Origin of the sequence: Halorubrum tibetense (assembly GCF_042661865.1) — an archaeon.
GTDB classification, from domain to species: Archaea; Halobacteriota; Halobacteria; order Halobacteriales; family Haloferacaceae; genus Halorubrum; species Halorubrum tibetense.
In genome coordinates, this window is sequence record NZ_JBHSWW010000009.1 from 1 (window position 1) to 25,921 (window position 25,921).

17 protein-coding genes and 1 tRNA gene are annotated in these 25,921 nt (G+C 66.0%); 15 read left to right on the forward strand and 3 right to left on the reverse strand.

Annotation, left to right across the window (positions count from 1 at the left end; genetic code table 11):
- The 7 genes from ACFQEU_RS01620 to ACFQEU_RS01650 all read left to right on the forward strand — a co-directional run.
- Positions 1 to 368 (forward strand): CPBP family intramembrane glutamic endopeptidase (locus ACFQEU_RS01620; protein WP_379778563.1); only part of this gene is annotated, 368 nt, incomplete at its 5' end.
- A 150-nt stretch (positions 369 to 518) separates the two neighbouring features.
- Entirely contained in the window at positions 519 to 1,301 is a 783-nt protein-coding gene (locus tag ACFQEU_RS01625) for a CBS domain-containing protein (RefSeq protein WP_379778565.1), read from the forward strand.
- A 72-nt stretch (positions 1,302 to 1,373) separates the two neighbouring features.
- A complete protein-coding gene (locus tag ACFQEU_RS01630; RefSeq protein ID WP_379778567.1) occupies positions 1,374 to 2,096 on the forward strand; it encodes a hypothetical protein in 723 nt (240 codons plus the stop codon).
- On the forward strand, positions 2,097 to 2,777 hold the full coding sequence (locus ACFQEU_RS01635; RefSeq protein WP_379778569.1) for a metal-dependent hydrolase: 681 nt from the start codon (positions 2,097 to 2,099) through the stop codon (positions 2,775 to 2,777).
- A 65-nt stretch (positions 2,778 to 2,842) separates the two neighbouring features.
- Positions 2,843 to 4,453, forward strand: coding sequence for a phytoene desaturase family protein (locus ACFQEU_RS01640; protein WP_379778571.1), 1,611 nt, complete (start codon positions 2,843 to 2,845; stop codon positions 4,451 to 4,453).
- Positions 4,454 to 4,557: 104 nt separating this feature from the next.
- A complete protein-coding gene (locus ACFQEU_RS01645; RefSeq protein ID WP_379778573.1) occupies positions 4,558 to 5,784 on the forward strand; it encodes an FAD-dependent oxidoreductase in 1,227 nt (408 codons plus the stop codon).
- A gap of 228 nt (positions 5,785 to 6,012) precedes the next feature.
- Positions 6,013 to 7,734: an L-lactate permease gene (locus ACFQEU_RS01650; protein WP_379778575.1), complete on the forward strand. Its 1,722-nt coding sequence runs from the start codon at positions 6,013 to 6,015 to the stop codon at positions 7,732 to 7,734.
- A gap of 434 nt (positions 7,735 to 8,168) precedes the next feature.
- On the opposite strand, the gene ACFQEU_RS01655 is transcribed toward ACFQEU_RS01650, so the two are convergent.
- Together ACFQEU_RS01655 and coxB are read right to left on the reverse strand one after the other, a co-directional pair.
- Complete coding sequence (locus tag ACFQEU_RS01655; protein WP_379778577.1) at positions 8,169 to 10,676, reverse strand: cbb3-type cytochrome c oxidase subunit I; 2,508 nt, start codon at positions 10,674 to 10,676, stop codon at positions 8,169 to 8,171.
- 2 nt (positions 10,677 to 10,678) lie between these two features.
- On the reverse strand, positions 10,679 to 11,440 hold the full coding sequence (gene coxB, locus ACFQEU_RS01660; RefSeq protein ID WP_379778579.1) for a cytochrome c oxidase subunit II: 762 nt from the start codon (positions 11,438 to 11,440) through the stop codon (positions 10,679 to 10,681).
- Between the two features lie 184 nt (positions 11,441 to 11,624).
- Here coxB and ACFQEU_RS01665 point away from each other — a divergent pair, with 184 nt between their 5' ends.
- Together ACFQEU_RS01665 and ACFQEU_RS01670 are read left to right on the forward strand one after the other, a co-directional pair.
- Positions 11,625 to 12,080 carry a hypothetical protein gene (locus ACFQEU_RS01665; RefSeq protein WP_379778581.1) on the forward strand — a complete coding sequence of 152 codons (456 nt, stop codon included), beginning with the start codon at positions 11,625 to 11,627 and terminating at the stop codon, positions 12,078 to 12,080.
- 500 nt (positions 12,081 to 12,580) lie between these two features.
- Positions 12,581 to 13,690, forward strand: coding sequence for an OBG GTPase family GTP-binding protein (locus ACFQEU_RS01670; protein ID WP_379778583.1), 1,110 nt, complete (start codon positions 12,581 to 12,583; stop codon positions 13,688 to 13,690).
- A 44-nt stretch (positions 13,691 to 13,734) separates the two neighbouring features.
- Here the strand turns inward: ACFQEU_RS01670 and ACFQEU_RS01675 are convergent, their stop codons facing one another.
- Complete coding sequence (locus ACFQEU_RS01675; protein ID WP_379778585.1) at positions 13,735 to 14,196, reverse strand: DUF5793 family protein; 462 nt, start codon at positions 14,194 to 14,196, stop codon at positions 13,735 to 13,737.
- Positions 14,197 to 14,332: 136 nt separating this feature from the next.
- On the opposite strand from ACFQEU_RS01675, the gene ACFQEU_RS01680 reads away from it, so the two are divergent.
- From ACFQEU_RS01680 to ACFQEU_RS01705, 6 genes are all read left to right on the forward strand, one after another.
- Positions 14,333 to 16,288, forward strand: a complete 1,956-nt coding sequence (locus ACFQEU_RS01680; protein WP_379778587.1) for a type II/IV secretion system ATPase subunit — start codon at positions 14,333 to 14,335, stop codon at positions 16,286 to 16,288.
- On the forward strand, positions 16,285 to 18,396 hold the full coding sequence (locus ACFQEU_RS01685; protein ID WP_379778589.1) for a type II secretion system F family protein: 2,112 nt from the start codon (positions 16,285 to 16,287) through the stop codon (positions 18,394 to 18,396). The genes ACFQEU_RS01680 and ACFQEU_RS01685 overlap by 4 nt, the downstream gene beginning before the upstream one ends.
- A 63-nt stretch (positions 18,397 to 18,459) precedes the next feature.
- Positions 18,460 to 19,080, forward strand: coding sequence for a class I SAM-dependent methyltransferase (locus ACFQEU_RS01690; protein ID WP_379778591.1), 621 nt, complete (start codon positions 18,460 to 18,462; stop codon positions 19,078 to 19,080).
- 123 nt (positions 19,081 to 19,203) lie between these two features.
- Complete coding sequence (locus ACFQEU_RS01695) at positions 19,204 to 21,696, forward strand: methyl-accepting chemotaxis protein (protein WP_379778593.1); 2,493 nt, start codon at positions 19,204 to 19,206, stop codon at positions 21,694 to 21,696.
- A 34-nt stretch (positions 21,697 to 21,730) separates the two neighbouring features.
- Positions 21,731 to 21,801, forward strand: a tRNA-Gly gene (locus ACFQEU_RS01700).
- A gap of 641 nt (positions 21,802 to 22,442) precedes the next feature.
- Positions 22,443 to 25,921: S8 family serine peptidase (locus ACFQEU_RS01705; RefSeq protein ID WP_379778595.1), on the forward strand; the 3,479-nt coding region annotated here is incomplete at its 3' end.

Consider the following 25,921-nt stretch of genomic DNA (forward strand, 5'->3'; position numbering starts at 1 on the left):
GGCTGCGCGAGGCGATGGCACCGGCCGACGCTCGGGGATGGGTGTTGCTGTTGGGCGTCGTCCTCCCGATCATCGCCGTGTTCGAGGAGCTGCTGTTCCGCGGGGCGCTGATCGGCGCAGTGGCGTTCGGGTTCGGGATCGACCCGTGGCTGCTGGCGGTCGGCTCCTCGGTCGCGTTCGGGCTCGGCCACGGCGCGCAGGGGCGGATCGGGATCGTCGTCACCGGCGTGTTGGGGTTCGCGCTGGCGGCGGTGTTCGTGGTCACCGGAAGCCTCCTCGTCGTCGTCGTCGCCCACTACGTCGTCAACGCGCTGGAGTTCGTCGTTCACGAGGGGCTCGACCGCGACCCGGCGGCGGCGATCGGATGACCGTGACGTCCGGCCGGAACGGGAGTGTTCGCGAAACGAGGCTCACGGGAACGGGCGGCCCGGGGCTAAGCGGGAGCCGTGACCGATCCGACGGGGATCGGGCGTCGTTTCGGCAATCCCTTTTATACACCGACGCGCATACGTAAACCCATGACCGGAAAGCCGACGGTCGGCGAGTACATGACGCGGGACGTCGAGACCGTGAGTCCGGACGACACGGTGGCCACCGTCGCCCGTCGGATGGTCGAGACGGCGGGCCACAAGGGGTTTCCCGTGACCGACGGGCGAACGGTGGAGGGGTTCGTCTCCGCCGGGGACCTGCTGTTGGCCGACGAGGAAGCGCCCGTGTTCACCGTGATGTCCGAGGACCTGATCGTCGCGCACCCGGAAATGAAGGTGACCGACGCGGCCCGGGTGATCTTGCGGTCCGGCATTCAGAAGCTGCCGGTCGTTGACGACGCCGACAACCTCGTCGGGATCATCTCGAACACGGACGTCGTCCGATCCCAGATCGAACGCGCGACGCCCGGTAAGGTGGGGAAACTGATGCGGACGCTCGAACAGATCCACGGCGTCACCCTCGGGGAGGAACGTCGGGAGGTCGCCCTCGACGAGCTCATCCCGACGCAGTCGCGGGTGTACGCCGACGAGCTGGAGGGTCGCCAGTACGAGCTCGAACGCGGGTTGGCCGAACCGCTCGTCGTCATTGACAACGGCGGCGTGCTCCACTTAGCCGACGGCCATCACCGCGTCATGGCGGCCCACGAGATGGGGGTCGAGACGATGGACGCGTACGTGATCATCCCGGAGACGCCGGTCGACCTCGGGATGGCGCGGACCGCGGAGAAGGAGGGGTTACACTCGATCGGCGACATCGAGATCGTCGACTACGCGCGACACCCGCTCGTGGAGACGACGAAGCGCCTACAGTGACGACGGGTTGCTTGTCGTGGCAGCGGAGAACCCTGCCCGATCGCTTATGCCCACCCGAACGCAGGAACTGGTATGGCACCGACGCTCGTCAACGCCGCCTTCGGGGCGTTGCTGGCGGCCGCGCTGCTCGGAGCCGCGTTCGACCGGCGGTCAGTAACGGTCGTCGTCGCCGCCGCAGTCCTCCCCGACCTCGACGCGGTCGCGAGCCTCGTGATCCCGGGAGCAACGAACGCGCTCTTCCACGCAGCCTGGATCCCGCTTGCCACCGGCGGGCTGCTGTACTGGGACACGACTCGCCGAGAAACGTCGTGGCTTCGGACGCGTTACGGCTGGTGGGGCGTCCGCGTCGCGTGGGTCGCGCTCGCGGCGTTCGCCGTCGCCGGCATCGGTCCGGAGCTGTTCGGTCTCGCCGGCGTGAACCTCCTCTACCCAGTCCACGACGCTTACTACCTCGTGGCGGGACGGCTGGTGTTCTCCACACAGGACGGGATCGTCCAGACGTTCGTCTCGCTGTCGGCGTCCGGCCCGGGTGTCCTCCCGCTTGAGAGTCCCGGGACGACCGCGACGTACGCGATCCCGACGTGGATCAATCCCGACGGTCGGCCGGGGCTTGCACTCGGCGCGGAGCGCGAGCTGTACCTCGTCCGGAGCGGCTGGCAGGCCGTCGTGGTCGCCGCGGCAGGGGCGCTACTCGCGATCCGGTTCGTGGAAGCTGGTGGGAGCAGCGATGCCGCGGACACCGCGGTCGAACTCGACGAGGTCGGGCCGGGCGAAACGGAGCGAGGTGATCGGTAGATGCCCTCGTCGGTCGTCCACGCCGGGTTCGCACTGCTGCTCGCGGCGGGACTCCTGAAGGGTGCGTACGACCGGCCGGCGCTGGCAGCTGTCCTCCTGATCGTCGTCCTCCCCGAGGTCGACAGCCTCCTCGGTCCCGTGATGTCCGGCGCTCACCGGACCGTCGGCCACAACTTCGTCCTCCCGGCGGCCGCGGGCGTCCTGTTGTACTACGATACGCGGGTCCGATCGACGTCGGCGCTCCGTGAGCGAGTCACGGACCGCTGGATCCGGGTCGCGTGGGTCTGTCTGTTCGTCCACGTCTTCGCGCACGTCTTCCTCGACTGGGCGCATCTGGAAGGAGTAAACGCGTTGTGGCCGCTCCACGACGAGTTCTTCCGGTTGGAGGGGGAGATCCTGCTCTCGACGGCCGACGGGTTCGTCCAAACCTTCGTGGATATCGAGCTCGACCCCGAGACCGGGGAACGGACCGTCGACGCCGGCGGAACCGGCACGACGGAGTCGGTCCACGTCAACAACCCCGTGGAGCCGGACTCGCCGGAGAACCTCGCCGACGCCGACGTGATCGACCGGCGGTTCCCGATCGCCCAGCGCGGCTGGCGACTCTACCTCATCGCCGTCGGCGTTTTCGCGGTCGTCGCCCGGCGGTTCCAGGGAGATCCGCCAACCGAGAAAATGTGATCGCGACACACACCTGACTGTGTATGGGCGGCGAATGAAGCGGCAGGAGTCCGTACTGACGATCGATGAGCCACGCACGACCCGACAGGGAACGGGGCGCGGGAGACGCCGGCGATACGGGTAAGGCACGCGCCGGCGAGCCGCTCGCCGGCGAGTCGATCGCGGTCGTCGGTGCGGGATTCGGGGGTCTCTCGGCGGCGGCGTACCTCGCCGACGCCGGCGCGGAAGTAACCGTGCTCGAACGGAACGCGCACCCGGGCGGGTACGCCGGCCGCATCGAACGCGACGGGTTCCGGATCGACACCGGTCCCTCCTGGTACCTGATGCCGGAGGTGTTCGACCGGTTCTTCGAGCAGTTCGGGCGCGAAACCGAGGAGTTCTACGAGCTGACTGCACTCGACCCCCTGTACGACGTCTACTGGAAGGACGGCGACCACGCGCGGATGCCCCCCGACCGGGAGGGACAGAAGGCGCTGTTCGAGGGGTACGAGACGGGTGCCGGTGACCGCCTCGACGACTACCTCGCGGACGCGGCGGAGGCGTACGAGCTGGGGATGGATCGGTTCGTCTACCCCAGCCGGTCCAGGCTTCGGGACATGCTCGATATCGACGTGGTCCGGTCGGCGCGCGCGCTCCCGAAGCTGCGGACGATGGACAACTACGTCGGATCGTACTTCGATCACCCGAAGCTGCGACAGATCGCGGAGTACAAACTGGTGTTCCTCGGCGGGTCGCCGTACAACACGCCCGCGATCTACACGCTGATGAGCCACGTCGACATGAACCTCGGCGTCTACCACCCGACGGGCGGGATCGCGAGCGTGATCGACGGCATGGTCGAGCTCGCGACCGATCTGGGCGTGACCCTCCACACCGACACGCCGGTGACCGCGATCGAGCCGGCGGACGGAGCGACCGACGGCTCACCCGCGTTCGACGTCGCCACGGACGGCCACGGAGTCGATCGGTTCGACCGCGTCGTCGCCAACGCCGCGCCGACACACGTCGAGGCCGACCTGCTCCCCGACGGGCTTATCGACCGCGAGGCGTACTGGGACTCCCGGACGTACGCGCCGTCGGCGTTCCTGCTGTACTTCGGCGTCGAAGGGGAGATCCCGGAGTTGGAACACCACTCGCTGGTGTTGCCGACCGATTGGAAACCACACTTCGAAACGATCTTCGACGACCCGGGCTGGCCCGAGGACCCCGCGTACTACGTCCACGTGCCCTCGGAAACCGACGAGACGGTCGCGCCCGATGGACACGAGGCGGTGTTTCTCCTCGTCCCGCTCGCGCCGGGACTGGATGACGACCCGGAGACACGAGAGCGGTTCCGCGAGCTCGTCTTGGACGACCTCGCGGCCACCACCGGCGTCGATTTCCGCGACCGGATCGTCCTCGAGGAGTCGGCCTGCGTCTCGACGTTCGCCGACCGGTTCAACGCTCCACAGGGGACCGCGCTCGCGCTCTCACACACCCTGAAACAGACCGGGCCGCTGCGGCCCGCACACCGTGCCCCCGGCGTCGACGGGCTCTACTACGTCGGGGCGTACACGAACCCGGGGATCGGGATGCCGATGTGTCTGCTCAGCGGGGAACACGCCAGCGAGGCGGTGATCGAGGACGCGACCAGCGACGGTATGCTCCCCCCGGTCGTCCCCACTTCGACCCGCTAATACCGCGGGATCTCCGGGGGATCCTGTCGGGACGCGACGCGCCGAATTCAATGCCGTGTGATATCACACAACAGCCTCTTTACTCCGTACCCCGAACGGATCATATGTCACACGACCCGGACGTGCTCGTCGTTGGTGGGGGAGCGACCGGCATCGGAACGGCTCGCGACCTAGCCCTTCGCGGGGTGGACGTACTGCTCGTCGACCGCGGCGGACTGTGCAGCGGCACCTCCGGCCGCTCACATGGCCTCCTACACAGCGGTGCTCGGTACGCTGAGGCCGACGCGGAGGGGGCGAGAGAGTGTATCGAGGAGAACCGGACCCTCCGACGGATCGCCGGCGCGTGCGTCGCCGAGACGGGAGGCCTGTTCGTGAGTTTGGCCGACGACGACGACGAGTACTTCGAGCGGAAGCGCGCCGCGTGCGAGGAGATCGGTATCCCGGCCGAACCCGTCGATCCGGACACCGCCCGGGAGTCGGTACCGAACCTCGCCGACGGGACGGAGCGAGTCATGCGTGTGCCAGACGGCGTCGTCTACCCGTCCCGGCTGATCGCGGCCAACGCGCTCGACGCCGAGGCTCACGGGGCGACGATACGCCCGCACACCCCGGTAGAGTCGATGACCGTCGATGACGGGCGGGTGACGGAAGTCCGCGTCGGCGGGGAGATGGCGGAGACGCTCGCTCCGGAGTACGTGGTCAACGCGGCGGGTGCGTGGGCTGGCCAGGTCGCCGCGATGGCCGGCCTCGACGTCGACATGCAGCCGACCCGTGGCGTGATGGTCTCCGTCGAGTACGACGGGCTCGGGCCGGTGTTGAACCGCTGCCGGGACCCCGACGACGGCGATATCGTCGTTCCACACGGGTCGGAAGCCGTACTCGGGACGACGAGCGTCCCAGTGAACGACCCGGACGACTACGAGCAGGCACGTTGGGAGGTCGAACGGTCGGTCGAGGAGTGTGCCGCGATGCTTCCACCGGTAGCGGACGCCCCCGTCGTCCGCGAGTGGTGGGGCGTCAGACCGCTGTACGCCCCTGACGAAGCCGAACGCGGCGGACGGGGGATCTCTCGTGGGTTCTTCCAGTTGGACCACGCGGCCGACGGTGTCGAGAACGCAGTCAGCGTCGTCGGCGGGAAGCTGACGACGTATCGGCTGATGGCGGCCTCGACTGCCGACCTCGTCTGTGACCGTCTCGGCGTCGACGCCGACTGTTCCACCGCCGACCGGGAGCTCGTCGCGGCGGACGATCCCGAACGTCTCGACGCGGCCGTCGCCGAGTTCGACGGGCAGGGACCGACCGACGCCGACGTGGTCGGAGAGTCCGACTGAGGGGACGAAAACGAGGGCGGGAGGAAGGTCGACTACGGTCGCCGATCCGCGGAGTGATCGCCTACCGAGGATCCCCGACGGATCGAAACGCCCGGGGGGTTTTAATACTGAGTGTCACTCCCGGATGTATATGTCCGGAATCTCTATTCACATCGCTCGCCGTCGGGCGGATCCCGGCCGACGTTGGACGGCGAAACCGACCGGGAGCACACGAGGGGGGCGGGACCGATGACGCCAAGCGCGCCGTTGGCGCTCGTCCCGCTTCTCATCGTGGGCGTCCTTCTCGTCGGACTCCTGTGGCCGGCCGCACGGGCGATGCCCGTGGCGTGGGCGGCCGCGGCCGTCGTCGCTTTTCTCGCGTGGGACATGCCCGTCGAGTGGATCGCCGCGGCGTCGATCGACGGCGCGATGGCGGCCGTCGAGATCCTCTGGATCGTCTTCGGCGCGCTCGTGTTGTTGTACACGCTGATGAACTCGGGGGCGGTCGACCGTATCAACGCCGGGTTCGCATCGATCAGCGACGACCGTCGTGTCCAGGTCGTCCTCCTGGGCTTCTTCCTCGCGACGTTCATCGAGGGCGTCGCCGGGTTCGGCACGCCCGCGGCCGTCGTCGCGCCGCTCCTCCTCGCGCTCGGGTTTCCCGCGCTCACGGCGGTCGTCGCCGCGCTCATCGGTCACGCCGTCGCGACGGTGTTCGGTGCGGTCGGCACGCCGGTGATCGTCGGATTCGAACAGCCGCTGGAGAACGTCGCCGACGCGATCGCCGGTGGCGGATTCGAGTCGGTGGGAGCGTACGCCGTCGCCGCCGGCGGGTGGGCCGCCGTATTCAACGGGATCCTCGGGACCCTGATGCCGCTTTTCGCCGTCGGGATGGTCGTGTACTTCTTCGGGGCGACGGACTCGGACGGGCGGTCGCTCGCCCCTGTCGCTGAGGTCGCACCGCTGTGTCTGTTCGCCGGGGTCGCGTTCGCGGTCCCGTACGTCGCGTCGGCGTGGCTCGTCGGTCCTGAACTCCCCTCGCTGTTCGGTGCGATGGTCGGGGGCGGGATCGTCGTCGCGGCGCTCAACGCCGGCTACTTTCTTCCGGAGGAGGAGTGGGAGTTCCCCGACCGCGAGGAGTGGCCGGACCACTGGGTCGGTAGTATCGAGCCGGGAAGCGAGGAGGCTGACGCCGACGCGGCGGCCGGGGCGGGCGGCGCGCCGATGTCGATCTTCCGCGCGTGGTCACCGTATCTCGTCCTCGTCGTGCTGCTGGTCGGAACGCGCGTGATCGACCCGATCGCGACGTTCCTCCAGGAGGGAACCGGGATGGCGATCGAGTGGAGCGGGATCCTCGGCACGGACGTCGGCGGCGCGATCGCGTGGGCGTACGTTCCCGGGACGTGGCTCCTCGTCAGCGCGCTCGTCGCGATCCCCCTGTTCGGAATGGATCGGGGCGAGGTATCGGACGCCTGGCGCGAGGCGGCCGGGAAGATCGTCTCACCTGCGGTCGCGCTCGTGTTCGTCATCGCGATGGTCGAGATCATGTTACAGACCGCGGACGCGCCGGCGAGCGTCGCCGACGGGAGCATGATCGTCGTGCTCGCCGACGCCACCGCCGCGACGTTCGGCGGGGCCTACCCGTTCTTCGCCCCCGCGGTGGGCGCGCTCGGCGCGTTTATCGCCGGGTCGATCACCGTGAGCAACATCACGTTCACCGCGTTCCAGTTCGAGATCGCGGTCGGGCTCGACCTCCCGACGCAGCTGCTCATCGCCGCCCAGAGCGTCGGTGCGGCGATCGGGAACGTGATCGCGATCCACAACGTGATCGCCGCGCTCGCGACTGTGGGGCTCGTCGGGAAGACCGGACGGGTCGTCCGTCTGAACCTGATCCCGCTGACGTACTACCTCGTCGCCGGCGGGCTGTTGACCGGGCTGTTCGTCTACGCGCTCGCGCCGGCGACGTTCTGAATCGGCGCGGGAGTCGTCCCGTAGCCACTCACCGCTGGAAAGGCGTTCAAGACGCCGAAACCCGGATATCGTCGACCGCGACCGACACCGGTCCACGCGTGTGGACGCTCGCCCCTTGACGCTGCCCGAGTCGGGCCCAGTGTCGTCAGCGGTTCCATCGTCGCAGACCACGCTCTCGTCGATATCGACCGTCTCTTCCCGGACGCGCAGCCGGCCTTCGTGACCGTCGGGGACGGCTCTGCGACGACTTGGCGACCCACAGCATATCGCGCCGGCGCACGGACTCCACTCGGTCGGTTGGGGGCTATCCGTGTGTCGCCCGCACGCTGAGAACCGTATCCCGTCCCAAATCGACGGGGGCCACGACAGCACGGAACGAGGAGGTGAGAGGCTGAAACGCGGGACGGACGAAAACGAAACGGGCCGCAGAAGATCTAGAACAGGTAGAACAGCGGGAAGAGGAACACCCAGACGATGTCCACGAAGTGCCAGTAGAGGCCGAAGTACTCCACCGGGCGCTCGTCTTCCATGTACGCACCGTGGTACGCACGGTACATCAGGAAGCCGGCGATGAGCAGCCCGCCGATCACGTGGATCGCGTGGAGCCCGGTCGTCACGAAGTACACCGACGCCTGAACCGGCGAGTACGGGTTCCCTTCGGCGACCGTGCTGAGGAAGACGCCGTCGACGTAGATCTTCGTCCACCACTCCCACGCCTTCACGCCGAGGAAGGTGAACCCGAGCAGCGTCGTCGCGCCCAGCGTCGCCAACAGCCCCTTCCGGCTCTTCCGGTGGGCGGCGACCAATGCGAGGATCACCGTGAACGACGAGGTGAGCAGCACGAACGTGTTGATGAGGCCGGGCAGCGAGTCGGGGATCGGCGTCCACGTTCCCCATCCAGCGTTGTACCGGATGAAGACGGCCGCGGAGATGAACGCCCCGAAGACGATCACGTCGGAGGCGAGGAAGAACCACATCCCCAGTTTCACCTTCTCGACGCCGTTGAACGGCCACCGCTCGGCGAACTCACTGGGCGGCGCGTAGAAGTCCTCGAGTCCCCACTTCACGCCGGTCCCGACCAGCGCGAGAAGCCCGATGACGGTGAGCGCGGGATAGATCGGGTTGGAGATCGCGACCGAGAGCTCCGTGATCGCGTTCCCGAATATGAACTCCGTGGACTCGTTGAACCCGGAGAGCCCGAGCAGCATGATGCCGGTTGCCAGCGACAACGCGAACGGCCAGATGCTGGCGTGGCTCGGGTGTTTGTCCCAGTACGGGTACTCACGGATGTGGTCGGAGTGGCTGTCGCCGCCGTCCGTGACGGCATCGCCGTTCTCGTCGGTCTTCACGGCCGGACCGCCGTCCGGCACGTAGTCTTTCACGAACTCCAGTTTCCCGGAGGCGTACGACGGCCGGTTCGGCCAGTTCTCCAGCGGCGGCGGGGAGGAGACCGCCCACTCCGCCGTCCGGGAGTAGTCCCACGGGTTATCACCCGCGTCCGGACCGGAGACGTACGACTTCGCGAAGTTGTAGAACATGATGAAGAAGGAGAACCCGAGGACGAACGCGCCGATCGTCCCTGCCTGGTGCATCCCCTGGAACGCGGGGTTGTACTCGAACACCCGCCGCGGCGTCTCCCACGCGAGGAACATCGAGAAGTACACCAGGTTGAAGCTGATGAAGAAGATCACGAAGTGGACCTTCCCGAGGAACTCGTCGTACATCTTCCCCGTCACTTTCGGGAACCAGTAGTAGGCCCCGCCGAACAGCGCCGTCGCGCCGCCGAACATCACGTAGTGGAAGTGGGCGACGACCCAGTAGGTGCCGCGGAACTCGTAGTCGAGGACGATGGCGCCGAGGAACACCCCGGTGATCCCGCCGAGGATGAACAACAGCAGTGCACCGAACGCGAACAGGAACGGCGTCGTAAACTGGACCCGCCCCTTGATCAGCGTGTAGATCAGCGCGAACACCAACAGGTCGAACGGGAGCGAGATACCGATGGTGGTCGCCATCATCAACGTCTTGATCTCCAGGTTGATCGTCGTCAGGAACATGTGGTGCATCCAGACGAGGAACGACTGGACGGAGATCAGACAGATGGCGATGATCACCCACTTCCGGCCGACGAGACGACGGCCCGAGAACGTCTGGAACAGCTCCAACATCACCCCGAGCGCCGGGAAGAAGACGATGTACACCTCCGGATGACCGAAGAACCAGAACAGGTGTCCCCACAGCAGCGATCCGCCTTCAGTCGCCGAGAAGTAGACGCTCCCCAGGATGCGGTCGGACGCGAGGATGAGACCGACTGCGAGCAGCGCCGCGAACGCGAACAGCATCATCCAAACGGTCGCGAGGATGGACCACGTGAACATCGGCATATCCATGATCCCCATCCCCTCGGCCCGCGAGTGGTGGATCGACGTGAGGAAGTTCACCGTCGACGCGGTGACGCCGACGACGAACATGAACAGCGCGAGTACCGCCCCGGTCGAGCCGATACTGGGCGTGTACATGGGAACGTTCAACGGCGCGTACATCGTCCATCCCGCGTCGAGCGTCCCACCCTGGAAGAAGCTGATCCCGAGGAGGACGCCCGAGAAGAGGTACATCCAATAAGAGAGTGCGTTCAACCGGGGGAACGCGAGGTCGTCCGCCCCGATCTGGAGCGGGACGAAGTAGTTCGCGAACGCGAACGCGAACGGAGAGAGGAACCAGAACACCATCACGAGCCCGTGTGCCGTCACGGCCTCGTTGTACGCCAGTCCCGAGAGGATGTGATTCGCCGGGTCCCACAGCTGGAGGCGGATCAGTAGCGCGAGCACGCCGCCGAACAGCAGGAAGAACAGTGCCGTGATCGCGTACAGGATCCCGATATCCTTGTGGTTCGTCGTGACTAACCACCGCTTGACGGACGTCGTTGGTGGAAGTTCGGACATCGTCAGCTACCCTCCTCGGCGAAGTGGTGTTCCCAGGTCTCCTGGCCTTCCTCGTCCGGCTCGGTGTCCTCGTACCACTCTTCCCACTCGTCTTCAGGGATCACCGTGATCTCCCCTTTCATAATCGAGTGACCCGAACCACAGAGCTCGAAGCACTCGACGAGGAAGTTCGCCTCTCCACCCTGGGCTTCGACCTCCTCGGAACTGACTGAGAACCAGTTCGTCGCAGTCTCACCCGGGATGGCATCGGATTTTATCCGTAACTCCGATGCCCCGAAGTTGTGCCAGACGTCTCGTGATGTCACGGCAATATCGATCCGCTGGTCAGCGGGAACGATAAGCTCGTTCGTTTCCATGTGGCCGTTCTCGTAGTAGTAATCCCACGCGTACTGGTACCCTTCGACGACGATCTCGATATCGCCCTCGCCGTCGGCGTCCGGTCCCTCCTCGACGTAGAGGAGCAGCCCGTACGCGTACACGACCAAGCTGATCACGACGATCGCGCTCAATCCGAACGAGAGGAAGAGCTTCTTCGCTTTCGGTCCGCCCTGTCCCGTCGGGAGCTCTCCGACGACCGGGGCGTCGAAGTCCTCTTTCGGTTCGCTGCCGTCGTCGCGGTACTTGTACACGTTCCACAGCGTGTACGCGACCACGATGATGCCGACGAGCGTGCCCAGCGCGAGGAAGACGAAGAAGATCTCGTCGAAGACCTCCGCCTGCGCGCGCCAGTCAGCCCCCCCTTGCAGGATAAGTGAATCTATCATGTTCGTCTCTCTGCTCTTGTGACTCCCTTAGCGATGGCAAAGTTAACTCTTGTGTACGGGGCCGGAACGCGGCGAGCGATCAGGCCGGTAGGCGGAGGCTGAGACAGCTGCGTGACGGGGGATCCGTAGACGCATACGAAGGCTATTTGTACGCGCGACCGGACCGAGTAGTAACGAGGAGATCATGGTTTCGCTTACCCTCTTGAGTACGGCGTTGATGGGGCTGCTCGTGATCGGCACGTTCGTCGCCATCGCACGGATCGGCGGCCAGCGCACGCCGCCCGGCGCGGACGAGCACACGGACAGATACACCGTGGTGACGGAACGACTGGGCGAGATCGCCCGAACGCCGGCGGTCTGGTCCGTGACGTTCGTCGCGATCACGGTCGGCGTCGGCGCGCTCGCGGTGCTCGCCGTCGGGGACTTCGGGTTCGCCGAAGGGCTCTCCGAGACGCTACTCGGGCTCACCTACGCCGTCGTCGGCCTCCTTTTGACCGCCTTCGTCTTTCTCGGAGCCTACTTCGGCACCCGTGGCCGTGGTCTCGGGAACGCACACGGGATCGCCGCCGGCTCGTTTGCGGCCGGGCTGGTGTTCCTCCTGCTGATCACGATCCAGCTGGTCGTCGGCGTCGTCGGCTGAACCCGGCGACGATCCCGGGGTCCCTCTCCGGGGGATCGGACCCGTTACGATTCGGAGGAGTCGATCCTTCGTGCCCTCTCGCGAGTCCGAGAACGGTCTCGTGATATCGGAACCGCGACGATGTACGGCGGGAGTACGTATCGCACGCCGACTGTGGTACAACGGTATATAAGTGCTCGAGAGCGACGGCGACGATCACCCCAACGCTGCGGTGGCGCGCTCCCGGGCGCTCGTACACGGGCGTGAAGAGGACCGCGTCTCCAACCGGGGATAAACGGCCGCCGGCAACACCACTCGCTGATTTATAAGCAGACGATAGATCACAGTGCGATACGTACGTCTCCGTCTCTCAGAACACGCCGCACCGACCATCCGCGTCAGTTCCGTTCCCGTCCGAAACACAGGTCGTATCAGAGCAAACAGCTCGCGGACGACCACCCCGGGCTGACGACGCTGACGAAGGAACACTTTTAACGAGTCGACCGGCCGAGATAGTACCGATGGGACTGGAAGAGGAGATCGAGGAACTCCGCGAGGAGATCGCCGAAACCCCGTACAACAAGGCTACGGAGGCCCACATCGGGCGGCTGAAGGCGAAGCTCGCGGAGAAAAAGGAGAAACTGGAGAACCAGTCCTCCGCCGGCGGCGGCCACGGCTACGCCGTCGAGAAACACGGCGACGCCACCGTCGCGCTCGTCGGGTTCCCGAGCGTCGGCAAGTCCACACTGATAAACGCCCTCACCAACGCGGACAGCGAGGTCGGCTCGTACGAGTTCACGACGCTCGACGTCAACCCGGGCATGCTGAAGTATCGCGGAGCGAACATCCAGATCCTCGACGTGCCGGGGTTGATCGAGGGGGCCGCAGGCGGACGTGGGGGCGGGAAGGAAGTCCTCTCGGTCGTGCGGACGGCCGACCTGGTCGTGTTCATGCTCTCCGTGTTCGAGATCGAACAGTACGACCGGTTGAGCGAGGAGCTGTACGAGACGAACATCCGGATCGACACCGAACCACCGAACATCAACATCCGGAAGACGCACAAAGACGGGATCGGCGTGACGATGAGCGACGACGTGAGTCTCGACGAGGGGACGATCAAGCAGGTGCTCCGTGAGTACGGCTACGTCAACGCGAAGGTGACGATCCCGCACGACCTCACGATCGACGAGCTCGTCGACGCCGTGATGGACAACCGCGTGTACCTCCCCTCGATGGTCGCTATCAACAAAGCGGATCTGATCGAGAAGTCGTACCTCCCGACCGTCAAGGAGGAGCTCCGTGCGCGAGACCTCGACCCGGAGGAAGTGATCTTCATCTCGGCCGAGGAAGAGCGCGGTCTCGACGGGCTCAAAGAGCGGCTTTGGGAGGAGCTCGGACTCATCCGTATATATATGGACAAACCCGGGAGGGGCGTCGACTACGAGGAGCCGCTGGTGTTGTTCGAGGGCGACACCGTCGGCGACGCCTGCGAGAAGATCGGCGGCGAGTTCGACGAGCGGTTCAAGTTCGCGCGGGTGTCCGGTCCGAGCGCGAAACACGACGACCAGCAGGTCGGGAAGGGACACGAGCTCGCCGACGAGGACGTGTTGCGTATCGTCGCGCGAAAGTGAGGGTATCTGAAGGGGAGATGGCTCCGGTCGCAGGGTAGCTTCCGTTAGAGCTCGACGCCCGAGGGGATGAGGCTCTCGCTGCGGAGGAGGTTCCCTTCGTGGTCGTACACTAGGAAGGTGTCGAGGTCGTACGTCACCAGCCGCTCGCCTTCGATATCGATCTCGATCCGGTAGCGCGCGTCGTCGTCCTCCGTGGCGTCTCGGGCCGCCCGGATGAAGGGGATGACGTCGGCGGCAGTCTCGTTGAGTTCGAGGACGAAGTCCCCGGTGTAGCGGTTCGTCACGCCCACGACGCCGTCGGCATCGCGGTCCTCGGAGAGCGGTTCACGGAGGCGGAAGGCGACATCGACGCCGTCGGCGTCGAGCAGCCCGTCGTCCGTTCCCGAGAGCCGATCGCGTAACAGCCCTTCCGGCCCGTGGAAGTCGATACGGACCAGCGGGGCTGCGGGCCCGTCGGCGTCGTCCCCGACGCCCTCGACGGTCAGATCGAAGTAGTCACGCCGCATCTCTCGTATCGACGTTAGCGGTCCCGCCGTATCAACGTAACGGGCGTTGCGGTCATCGGAGCCCCCCTCGTCGATCTCAACACGGATAATCGACGGAAGCGATTTAACACGGGGCGGTCCGAATATCGGTACGACGATGTCGGGGGACACACAAACGGAGCCGGTCGAGGGATCCGGAGGGGCGACCGACGAGTCGAGCGGTCGATCCGAGGGGTCCACCGACCAGTCTCGAGACTCCCCCGACCGGTCCCGAGACTCCCCCGACCGGCCCCATGGCTCCGCCGGCCGGTCCGACGGCCCAGTCGACGGGGGAGGCCCCCTCGGCGTCGATCTCGAGGGACGGATCGACGCGTTCCGTCGCCGCCTCGAACGGACGTGGGAGATGCTCCACGGGTCGGACCTGGCGGTGCGACCGTTCCGCCCCGGAGAGGACGGCCCGCTCGCGACGTTTTCGGTGCCCGACGGCGAGGAGGAGGTCGCCCGGTACTGGGTGAACGCGCCGTACGCGTACGTGGTGATCACCTACGACGACGAGGCGAGTGAACACCGGTATCACGCGGTCGAGCCCGACCTCGACGGGTTCGAACGTTCGCTCCTCGACCGGGTCGCGGACGACATCCGGGATCCGCTCCTCTATCGGGAGGGGACCGGACGAACCGACGTGGAGACACTCCGGACGGAGCTGAAGTCGCTACTGGAGTCGTACGGGGTCGACGCCGGGATGGGCACCTTCCACTCCTTGGTGTACTACCTCCATCGCGACTTCCGCGGCTACGGAAAGGTCGACCCGCTGTTGAACGACCGCCACATCGAGGACATCTCCTGTGACGGCTACGGCCTGCCGATCTTCGTCTACCACGACGAGTACACCGACATCGAGACGAACGTCTCGTTCGACGAGGACGAGCTCGACAACTACGTCATCCGGCTGGCCCAACAGTCCGGGCGGCACGTCTCCGTCGGCGATCCCATGGTAGAGACGACCCTCGCTGACGGCTCTCGCGCCGAGATCGCGCTCGGGAAGGAGGTGACCCCACGCGGGTCGGCGTTCACGATCCGGCAGTACGCGGAGGACCCGTTCACGCCGATCGACCTCGTGAACTACGGCACGTTCTCGGTCGGGCAGATGGCGTACTTCTGGCTCTGTATCGAGCACAACAAGAGCTTCATCTTCGCGGGCGGCACCGCATCGGGCAAGACGACGTCGATGAACGCAGTCTCGATGTTCGTTCCGCCGCGCGCGAAGGTCCTCTCCATCGAGGACACCCGCGAGCTCTCCCTGTATCACGACAACTGGCTCTCCTCCGTCACTCGCGAGCGTCGCTACGAGGGGACGGACATCGACATGTACGACTTGTTGCGCTCCGCGCTCCGGCACCGTCCCGAGTACATCATCGTCGGAGAGGTCCGCGGTGAGGAGGCGATAACGCTGTTTCAGGCGATGAACACGGGACACACGACGTTCTCGACGATGCACGCGGACTCGATCGAGACGGTGATAAACCGGCTGGAGAACGAGCCGATCAACGTCCCCCGTGCGATGGTCCAGTCGCTCGATATGCTCTCGGTCCAGACGTTGACTCGCTCGAACGACCAACGGGTCCGCCGGGCGAAGACGATCGGCGAGATCGGCGGCATCGACCAGCGCACGGGGGAGCTCGACTACTCCTCGGCGTTCGAGTGGCGTCCGGACACCGACGAGTTCCGGCGGAACGACTCGATGTTACTGGAGGAGATCGCCGAGGAGCGGGGATGGTCCCGCTCCGAGCTGCTCCGTGAGGTCCGGCGCCGCGAGCGCTTCCTCGAGCTGTGTCGCGAGTTGGGCGTGACCGATTACCGGCAGTTCACGGCGCTCGTCAACGAGTACTACGCCGACGCCGGGCGCGTCATGGATCGACTCGAAGCGCGGGCGGACACGAAGGCCGCGGAAACCGACGACACGACCACCACGGAAACCGACGACACGACCACCACGGAAACCGACGACACGACCACCGCGGAAACCGACGACACGACCACCGCGGAAACCGACGACACGACCACCACGGAAACCGGCAACACGAACGCCGACCGCCCGGGCGGCGGAGTATGATCGTCTATCTCCCGCTCGTGGCGGCGGTCGTCGCCTGTCTCGCGTTGGCGGCACCGCAGGTCTCCACGCGGGCGGATCTCGCGGTCACTCGGGTCTCGCTGTCGTTCTTCGGCAAATACGTCGCGGAACACGGCCGTCGGCAACGCGAGCGTGACCTGATGCGGGCCGCTCACGTCGGCGGAACCCACCGCGAGTATGCCTCGCGGACGCTGTTGTACGCGGGCGTGCTCGGCGTCGCCGGAAGCGTGATCGGGGTATACCTCGCCGGAGGCGTGCTGACCGCGCTCGACGTCGGGGAACAGACGTTCGCTGAGGCCCTTCCGGGCACGCTCTCGTTTCTCTCCGCGCTCGCCCGACTGGCGGAAGTGAGCCTCCTCGAACTGTTCGTCCTGCTCCTCGTCGCCTCGGCGACCGTCGGGTCCGCGCTGGCGGTCGGGGCGTACTACGCGCGGTGGGGGTTGTTGAGTCAGCGGGCGACCACCCGCGCGGCAGAGATCGACGCCACCCTGCCAAGAACGGTCGCGTTCGTGTACGCGCTCTCGCGCTCGGGAATGGCGTTCCCCCGTGTGATGGACACGCTCGCGGAGAACGAGGCGGTGTACGGCGAGGCCGCGACGGAGCTGTCCGTCGCCGTTCGGGACATGAACGCGTTCGGAACCGACGTGCTCACCGCGCTCCAGCACACCGCTCGGCGGACGCCGAGCGAGGACCTCTCGGAGTTCGCCGAGAATCTAGCGTCAGTGCTCGGAACCGGGCAGTCGCTGTCGACGTTCCTCGCCGACCAGTACGAGCGCTACCAGGAGGAGGCGAAGGGGAAACAGCGACAGTACCTCGAGCTGCTCTCGACGTTCGCGGAGGCGTACGTCACGACGCTCGTCGCCGGCCCGCTGTTTTTCATCACGATCCTCGTCGTGATCGGGCTCGTCTTGGAGGACACGCTCCCGCTGTTGCGGGTCGTCGTCTACCTCGGGGTGCCGCTGGCGACGTTCGGGTTCGTCGTCTACGTCGACAGCATCACCCAGGGGATCGGCGGGACCGAACGGATCGAGCGTGGGTCGGACGCCGACCGGTCAACCGGTGTTACGCGGACGGACGGTGGGGCGGTCGCGGCCATCGAGCGCGGCGGCGACGTGAGTGATCGGGCCGGTGACCGGTGGGAGGCCAGTCGGGAGCGGTTGGACGCGTACGATCGCTTCGGAGCCCTTCGGGAGTGGGCGGCCTCCCCGCTCGAGCGTGTGTTAGAGACTCCCCAGTCCGTCTTCGCCGTCGCGGTCCCGATCGCGGTCGTCGGGATACTCGTTGCGGTCCACCCCGTGACGTGGGGAGCACCGACCGCGGTCGCCGCACAGATCGACACGGCGATCGTGGCAGGTATCGCGTTCGTTCTCACGGCGTACGCAGTCGTTTACGAGGTTCGGAAACGACAGATCCGTCGGATCGAGGCGGCTATTCCGGACTTCCTCGATCGCCTCGCGAGCGTCAACGAGGCGGGCACCTCCGTCGTCGCGAGCCTCCGTCGGGTGGCCGACTCCGACCTCGAGGCGTTGACGGCGGACGTCCGTCGGCTCCGCCGGGATATGGAGTGGGGCGCGGATGCCACGACCGCGCTCCGTCGTCTCGAAGGACGGGTGTCGTCGCCGATGACTTCTCGTGCGGTCGTGCTCGTCACCAACGCGATGCACGCCAGCGGCGACGTCGCCCCGGTGTTGCGGATCGCCGCCGACGAGGCACGGGCGACGTGGACGCTTCGCCGCGAACGGCGACAGGAGATGTTGACGTATCTCATCGTCATCTATATCTCGTTTCTGGTGTTCCTCGGGGTTATCGCTGCGCTCTCCGTCTCGTTTATCCCCGCCATCGAGGAGGCGACCGCCGCCGGAACGCCGACGGACGTCGGCGGCGGGTTCGGCGGTCTCGCCGGTGGTCTCGGGGGGATAGACACGTTCGCCTACGAGCAGTTGTTCTTCCATGCGGCGGCGATCCAGGCGCTCTGTTCCGGGATCGTCGCCGGGCAGCTCGGCGAGGGCTCGGTAGCCGACGGGGCGAAACACGCCGCGGTCCTCCTCGTCGTGACGCTCGCCGCCTTCACCGTCATAGCGTCGCTGTGACCGAGAGCAGCCGTGGCCGGATTCGGCCACCGGACATATATCCGACGCCCACAACGGGAGCGTATGGACCTCCGATCGACGTACGACCGGATCGCCGGACACTTCGCCGCGACGCGTGAGTACGCGTGGCCGGAGGTCGAGTCGTTCCTCGCCGATCGTCGGGGGAACCATGGTCTCGACATCGGATGCGGGAACGGGCGACACACGGAGCTGTTGGCCGACCGGACGGAGCGAGCCGTCGGCGTCGATCTCAGTCGCGAGCTCCTGAGCGAGGCGGCGACCCGCGCGCGTGACAACGGATTCAGCGCCGAGTTCGTCCACGGCAACGCGTCGGCGCTACCGATCCGGACCGAGTCGGTCGATCTCGCGGTGTACGTCGCGACGATCCACCATCTCTCGCCACGTGAGAACCGGGTTCGAAGCCTGAACGAGCTCGCTCGGGTCCTCCGCCCCGAAGGCGTCGGGCTCGTGAGCGCGTGGAGCACGGCGCACGATCGGTTCGACCGTGAATCAGGGTTCGACACGACCGTCGACTGGACGCTCCCGGGCGGGGAGACGGTCCCCCGGTTCTACCACATCTACTCGCCAGCGGAGTTCGAGACAGATATCGCCGACAGCGACCTCACTGTAGCGAGATCCGAGGTTTCCAGCGGTAACTGTTACGCGGTCGTCCGTGGCCGATAACCAGTGATCAACGCGGGGATCCGGCCACGCTCGATATGGAGCCAGCCACTCGCCACCGTCTAAATATCCCATCTGATAACAGGGAGAAAGGGTTAACCTTCGGTACGTGAGCATCTCGAATCGATGGGCTCAGATCCGCTCGAACGGTTCCTCCGCCGGGTAACACCGGGATTCATCGCTCGCAGCTATCTCGCGAAGTTCGCGCTCGTGACGCTCGTCGTCGTCGCCGGTATCGGTGCCGTCGGCGTCGTCACGTACGCGGAGACGACAGAACACCTCGAATCGGACGCCCGTGAGGACTACACCGCGGTTGCCGAGCTCGGTGGCACGGAGCTCGACGTCTGGATCGGCGAGCGCCGAGCGGAGCTCCGTGACACGGCGACGTCCGACCGCATGGACCGGGAACCGGACGAGCTCGAGCGGTTTCTCGAATCGCGTCACATCACGATCCCCGACGAGGTCATCGCGTTCCATTACTTCGACCGACACAACGGAACCGTCGTCGCGTCGAGCGGCGAGATGGACGGTGGACCCGTGACCGACGCCGAGTGGTTCAGCCGGAGCCTCGCGTTCGGCGACGACGTGTTCACCAGCCCGACCTACGAGGTCGACGGCGAACGACGAGTGGCGCTCGTCACGATGACGAGCGATCGCGATTACCTGATCGTGGAGGTCGCCCTCGCTCCCGCCGTTGCCGACGCTCGGCAGCCGACCGACGGCAGTTTCACCACCCTCGTGGCCGCCGACGGTACGGTCGCCGCAAGCGACTCGGCGTCGCTCTCCGGGGCGCGGTACGGCGACGACGAGTGGTTCGAGATCGCTGACGGGCTCGACGAGCCGGGGTTCCGGTCCGGCGGTACGCTGGCGTTCGACGGGAACGGGGCGACGAACGCCACCGACCGCCTCGCGAACGAGGAGTACCTCGTCGCGTACGCGCCGGTCGACTCCGAGGAGTGGCTCGTCGCCGTTCACGTTCCGGTAAACGAGGCGTACGCCCTGTCGGGTTCGATCGTCCGGAACATCCTGTTGATCGTTGGCGTCGCGGTCGTGGGGCTCGGATTCCTCGGCGTGACGCTGGGCCGGGGGACGGTGCGGGAGCTCGGGCGGCTAGGCCGGAAAGCGAACGCGCTCGAATCGGGGTCGCTCGACGTCAGCTTCGAGACTGAGCGTCGTGACGAGTTCGGGACGTTGTACGGCGCGTTCGGGTCGATGCGCGACTCCTTAGCGGATGAGATCGAGACCGCGGAGACGCAGAAGCGGCGGGCGGAGGAGGCGCGTGCCGACAGCGAGGCGTTCGCGGAAACGCTGACACAGCGTGCGGCCGACTTCGGCGAGACGATGGGCGAATGCGCCGATGGGGACCTCACCGCCCGCGTGGAGACACGCCCCGATGACCCGGCGGCGCTCCGCGAGGTCGCGGACGCGTTCAACGACGCGATGTCCGAGCTCGAGGCGACGGTGGCCGAGGTCGATGCGTTCGCCGACGAGGTCGCGGCCGCCAGCGCGGCCGTCACGGAGGGAACGGACGAAGTCGCCGAGGCGGGGCAGGAAACGAGCGCCGCCGTCGACGAGATCTCCGCCGGAGCGAGCCGACAGAGCGAACAGCTCTCAGCGGTCGCGAGCGAGATGGAAGACATGTCCGCCACCGTTCAGGAGGTCGCCGCCTCGACGGATCAGGTGGCGGCCACCTCTCGTCGCGCGGACGAAGTCGCCGAGGAGGGTCATGCCGCCGCCGCCAACGCGGTCGACGAACTACACGCGATAGACGAGCAGTCCGAGTCTGCGGCCGAGACGGTCTCACAGCTGGACGAGGAGATGGCTGCCGTCGACGAGATCGTCGAGACCATCTCGGAGATCGCCGACCGGACGAACCTGCTGGCGCTCAACGCGTCTATCGAGGCCGCCCGTGCGGGCGAGGCCGGTTCCGGGTTCGCCGTCGTCGCCGAGGAGGTGAAACGGCTCGCCGAGGAGACACAGCGCTCCGCCGCCGAGGTTGAAGCGCGTCTCGAAGCCCTTCGCGACCGGACCGCGGCGAGCGTCGAAGAGATGGAGTCGATCCGGATTCGCGTCGCCGACGGCGTGGAGACGGCCGAAACCGCCGGAACAGCCCTTGCGGACGTGGCCGACCGGGTCGCGGCGGCGGACGACGGCGTTCAAGAGATCGCCGAGGCGATGGACGCACAGGCCACGTCCGTCGACGAGGTGACCGGAGCGATCGACGAACTCGCCGGCATAAGCGAGGAGACGACGGCGGAGGCGACGACCGTTGCGGCGACCGCCGAACAACAGGCCGCCACGCTGGAGTCCGTCTCGACGGAGGCTCACGAGCTCAGCCGACTCGCCCGCGAGCTCCGGTCGATGACCGACGCCTTCGAGGTCGATGCTGACGCCGGAGGCGACCCCAACCGCCGGGCAGTTGAGGTCGGTTCCGGACGCGGAGGCGAGTACGTCGACCGGGGCGAAGACGCTGGTAGACCCGAGAACACCGGCGAAGCCGACCCCGCCGACCCGTTTCGGGACCCCGACCTCGTTGACGGGTCGAACCGTGTGGACGGCCATTCGGTGGGCGATCGATCCGCGCTGAGTGACGGCGGGCACGACGGGCCAAAAGAGTAAGCTCCTTATCCCGGCGGCTATTTCCCGAAAACGCGCGCCGGTGGTCTAGTGGTAGGACCTGAGCCTTCCAAGCTCATGGCCCGGGTTCAAATCCCGGCCGGCGCACTTCCGACTGACTCCGTCAGTCGACGTTTGCTTCGCTTCGCTCAGCAAACTCCCTCCGGTCGCGCGCCGCCCGTACCCTCACTCGTTCGCTTCGCTCACTCGCGAGGATCCCGGCCGGCGCATTTCTCGAACGACGTGAGAGAAATCGCCGAGGGATTCGAACCCTGCAGGTCGCACACAGCGTGTTCCTTTGCTCGCACGGGTCCCGATTGATAGCCCTCCGAGATGGGAGGGACACCGCATCGTTCGGCAGACGGGAGCGGGAGGCCCCGCCCACGTCGTGATAACGACGATCCGAACGGACGTTGTTTCAATCGTATAAACAGTCTTTACTCCAGAAACGAGGGGTGAGTAATCGATGGTTATCTCGACTTACACAGCTCCGAAGTCAACAGTAGTCCGTGTCTCATGTCCTGACACGTCCGTGAGCGTGCCGTCCCCTGAGTCGTGTGGGTAGATTCGAAGCATCGTAGTTATTCTAGTCCCATGTGCGGGCGTATATTTCTCGCAGGTGACAAGGGATCAATACCAGATCACAACCAGTCAATAACTACCATCCTCGCTCTCCCTGTCTCGTGTACCCCAGAAGGGGTGTCCTGCGGATACGACGGACGGTAATCCATACGGACGAATCCGACACGATGATAGAGAATACCTATATGAAGACGTTTGCCGCGCTGTTCGCAGCCATCATGGTCGTATCCATGTTGGCTCCGACTGCGGGGGCCGCCGCCGCCGCCGGCTCGGCTGACGTCACGACTGACTTCGACGACGTCGATGGACTCGACGTCGAGATGGACAGCTCACTGGATACTGACGACGTCTCACCGGACGTGAGCGCACAGGCTGCCGGTAGCGCCGACGTGGACCCGGCGCTCGAAGAAGCGTTCCGGACCGCCGACGGCGACACGGTGGAAGTCGTCGCCCGGCTCCCCGCCGCGAATCTTGACGGTGTGAGCCAAGAGCAGGCGCTCGACGAGCTAGAGCGGCACGCAGATGAGACACAGGTGGGCGTGATGGACTTCGCGGAACGAACCGACGGAGTCGATGCGCTGAACCAGTTCCACATTGCTAACGCAGTTCTTCTCGAAGTCGATCCGCAGGAGACTTCACTTGAAGAGCTGGCGGAGATGCGTAACGTCGAGCGGCTCCACGCCAACTTCGAGATGACGCTCCCGGACGATGCGGGAGCGGCTGACGCCCCCTCTGCCGACGACGTGAGCGTCGACGACGAGGAGTACACGTACGGGCTCGAGATGATCAACGCGCCCGACGTGTGGAATCAGCTCGGCGTGACTGGCGAGGGTGCCGGAGTGGCTATCCTCGACACGGGCCTCGACAACGACCATCCGGACTTCGATATGGACCCGGACAACTTCCAGGAGTTCGACGATGCCGGTAACCCGATCGATTCCGAGCCGAACGACGGCAACGGTCACGGGACTCACGTGAGCGGCACGGCCGTCGGTCCGCAGACCCCCGACGGTGACGTTCCCGCGTACGGTGTCGCTCCCAACGCCGAACTCTACAGCGCGAAAGTGCTCGACGACTTCGGCGGCGGTAGCTTCGCTCAGATCGCGGCCGGGATGGAATGGGCCGCCGAACAGGAGGACGTCGATGTCGTGGGCATGAGCCTCGGTGCTGACGGCTACCTTTCGGACATGATCGAGCCCGCGGAGAACATCCGGAACGCCGGTAAACTCCTCTCGGTCTCGATCGGTAACACCGCCGGTTCGAGCGGTTCGCCCGGTAACTACTACTCCACGTTCGCTAGCGGCGCGGTCGACGAGAGCGAAACCGTCGCCAGCTTCTCCGGTGGCGAAGTGATCGACACCGACAGCGCGTTCGGGGACGACGCCCCCGACTACTGGCCCGATGAATACGTTCAGCCCGACGCGGCCGCACCCGGTGTCGACGTGCTGAGCGCGGTGCCCGGCGGCGGCTACGACGGCACCTACTCCGGCACGTCGATGTCCCAGCCGCACAAGGCCGGGACGTTCGCGCTGATGGCCTCCGCCATGGGCGAGACGAACGTCGAACTGTTCGAAGACACGATGCGAGACACGGCCGAACAGCCCGACGACGCGCCTGACGATGATCCGAACACAGACTACGGTCACGGCATTATCGACGCCCTGAGTGCGACGCAGTTCGTCGCGCTCGATAGCGGTATTGAGGGCACGGTGACCGACAGTGACGGCGAACCCATCGAGGGAGCCACCGTCACGCTCGACACCGGCGCAGCGGTCGAAACCGATTCGGACGGTATGTACGAACTCATCGCCGGGCCGGGCGAGTACACGGTGACAGCGACCGGCTTCGGTTACGGGGAAGTCAGCGAGACCGTCGAGATCCCCGACGACGAGACGGTCGTCGAGCAGGACTTCGGGCTCGATGACGCGCTCGGCGTCGAACTCGTCGAGGGCCAGCCAGAGGGCCTTGAGGGCGGTGACGCCTTCGACGTCGTCGTCGATGTCGCCAACCTCGAGACGTACACCGTCGAGCGCGACGGCGGCTACGACGGCGACCTCACCTTCGAACTCAACGGTGACGAGATCGAGGAGGGTGAGCCCGTCGACGTCGGTGGCCTCACCGGCGAGGCAACCCTCACGGTTACGACCGAATCCGACACCGAGGGCGACCTGTATCTCGATCACACCTTCGAGGGCCTCGGTGACTCCCTCGACGTGACCACCGGTCCGACCCAGGTGTTCGAGGACTTCGCTCCGGTTGCCGTCGTCGACGACGGCACCTACGGTGATGACGTCTTCGAGCGGCTCGAAGACGAGCTTTCCGAAATGTACGACCTTTCGCTGATCAGCGGGAGCGAAGCGGTCGACGCTGCCGAGAACGGTGAGTACGACGCGTACGTCGTCCAGAACATGGACGCTGACATCGAGACGTTCCTCGACTACACCGACGACGAGTCGGTCGGCGTCGTCTGGCTAGACAACTGGGGCTCCGGTTCGAACGCGATCGAACAGAAGTCCGACGCGGTCGGCAACCCGGCCTCGACGGACCAAGCGTTCACATCGCCGAACCCCGACTTCGAGATCCTCGAGGATCACCCGGTCTTCGACGACCTCGGTGAGGTCGGTGACACGCTCCCGATCCACTCGGCGACTTTCGCAGACCACACGTGGTTCGACGACTACGAAGGCGACGTGATCGGCCACATCCAAGCCGGTGGCGTCGACGACGGCGACGGTATCGCCGTTGACGAAGACAAGAACACGATGCTGCTCTCCTCGTTCGGCAGCAGCCTCTTCGTCGATTCCGGCGACTTCTCCGCCGAAGCCGACACACTCTTGGGTAACTCCGTCGAGTACGTCGCTGACGGCGAGTCTCCGGAACAGCCCGGCGATGAGTGGGAGATCGTCGATGTCGACCCGTCCGGTGACTTCACGGTCACGCCCGGCGCTGAACTCGCGGTCGACGCGACGGTGGAGAACACCGGCGACGAGGGTGGCACCGCCACCGTCGAGTTCGTCTTCGCTGGCGACACCCTCGCCACCGAAGAGATCGAACTCGATGCGGGCGAGCAGGGCACGGTCACCTTCGATATCACCGCGCCTGAAGAGGAAGGCGAGTACGACTGGTACATCGCCCTCGAGGACGACCAGAGCGACGTCTGGACGCTCACCGTCGAAGACGACGACGAGGAGCCCGCCGACACCACCGTCTCCTTCGGTGACGGCGAGTTCCTCTTCGCACCGGGTCAGACCGACACGGTGACGATGAACACCTCGGCTGACGACGTGGCCGGCTACGAGGTCTTCGTCGACTTCGACCCCGACTACGCCCAGATCGAAGGCGTCGAGAAAGCCGATATCGAGGGCTCGATCGCGACGAACATCGACAACGAGAACGGGACGTTCGCCGTCGCTCAGGCACAGGCCAGCGGCGTCGACGCCCCCGACATGCTCGATGTCGAGGTGACGTTCCTCGGTGACCACGGCGACACCGCTCACCTCGAGTTCGACGCGGACAGCGCGGTGTTCGCCTCCGACGGCGAGATCGACGCCGACTTCGAGGACGCCACGCTCACCGCCGGCCAGCTCGGCGACGTGAACAACGACGGCGAGATCAACGCGTTCGACGCGATCCTGATCCAGCAGTA

Coding starts and splice junctions, on each gene's coding strand:
- ACFQEU_RS01625 (WP_379778565.1), top strand. CDS start 519: ATGACCGGAAAGCCGACGGTCGGCGAGTACATGACGCGGGACGTCGAG.
- ACFQEU_RS01630 (WP_379778567.1), top strand. CDS start 1,374: ATGGCACCGACGCTCGTCAACGCCGCCTTCGGGGCGTTGCTGGCGGCC.
- ACFQEU_RS01635 (WP_379778569.1), top strand. CDS start 2,097: ATGCCCTCGTCGGTCGTCCACGCCGGGTTCGCACTGCTGCTCGCGGCG.
- ACFQEU_RS01640 (WP_379778571.1), top strand. CDS start 2,843: ATGAGCCACGCACGACCCGACAGGGAACGGGGCGCGGGAGACGCCGGC.
- ACFQEU_RS01645 (WP_379778573.1), top strand. CDS start 4,558: ATGTCACACGACCCGGACGTGCTCGTCGTTGGTGGGGGAGCGACCGGC.
- ACFQEU_RS01650 (WP_379778575.1), top strand. CDS start 6,013: ATGACGCCAAGCGCGCCGTTGGCGCTCGTCCCGCTTCTCATCGTGGGC.
- ACFQEU_RS01655 (WP_379778577.1), bottom strand. CDS start 10,676: ATGTCCGAACTTCCACCAACGACGTCCGTCAAGCGGTGGTTAGTCACG.
- coxB (WP_379778579.1), bottom strand. CDS start 11,440: ATGATAGATTCACTTATCCTGCAAGGGGGGGCTGACTGGCGCGCGCAG.
- ACFQEU_RS01665 (WP_379778581.1), top strand. CDS start 11,625: ATGGTTTCGCTTACCCTCTTGAGTACGGCGTTGATGGGGCTGCTCGTG.
- ACFQEU_RS01670 (WP_379778583.1), top strand. CDS start 12,581: ATGGGACTGGAAGAGGAGATCGAGGAACTCCGCGAGGAGATCGCCGAA.
- ACFQEU_RS01675 (WP_379778585.1), bottom strand. CDS start 14,196: ATGCGGCGTGACTACTTCGATCTGACCGTCGAGGGCGTCGGGGACGAC.
- ACFQEU_RS01680 (WP_379778587.1), top strand. CDS start 14,333: ATGTCGGGGGACACACAAACGGAGCCGGTCGAGGGATCCGGAGGGGCG.
- ACFQEU_RS01685 (WP_379778589.1), top strand. CDS start 16,285: ATGATCGTCTATCTCCCGCTCGTGGCGGCGGTCGTCGCCTGTCTCGCG.
- ACFQEU_RS01690 (WP_379778591.1), top strand. CDS start 18,460: ATGGACCTCCGATCGACGTACGACCGGATCGCCGGACACTTCGCCGCG.
- ACFQEU_RS01695 (WP_379778593.1), top strand. CDS start 19,204: ATGGGCTCAGATCCGCTCGAACGGTTCCTCCGCCGGGTAACACCGGGA.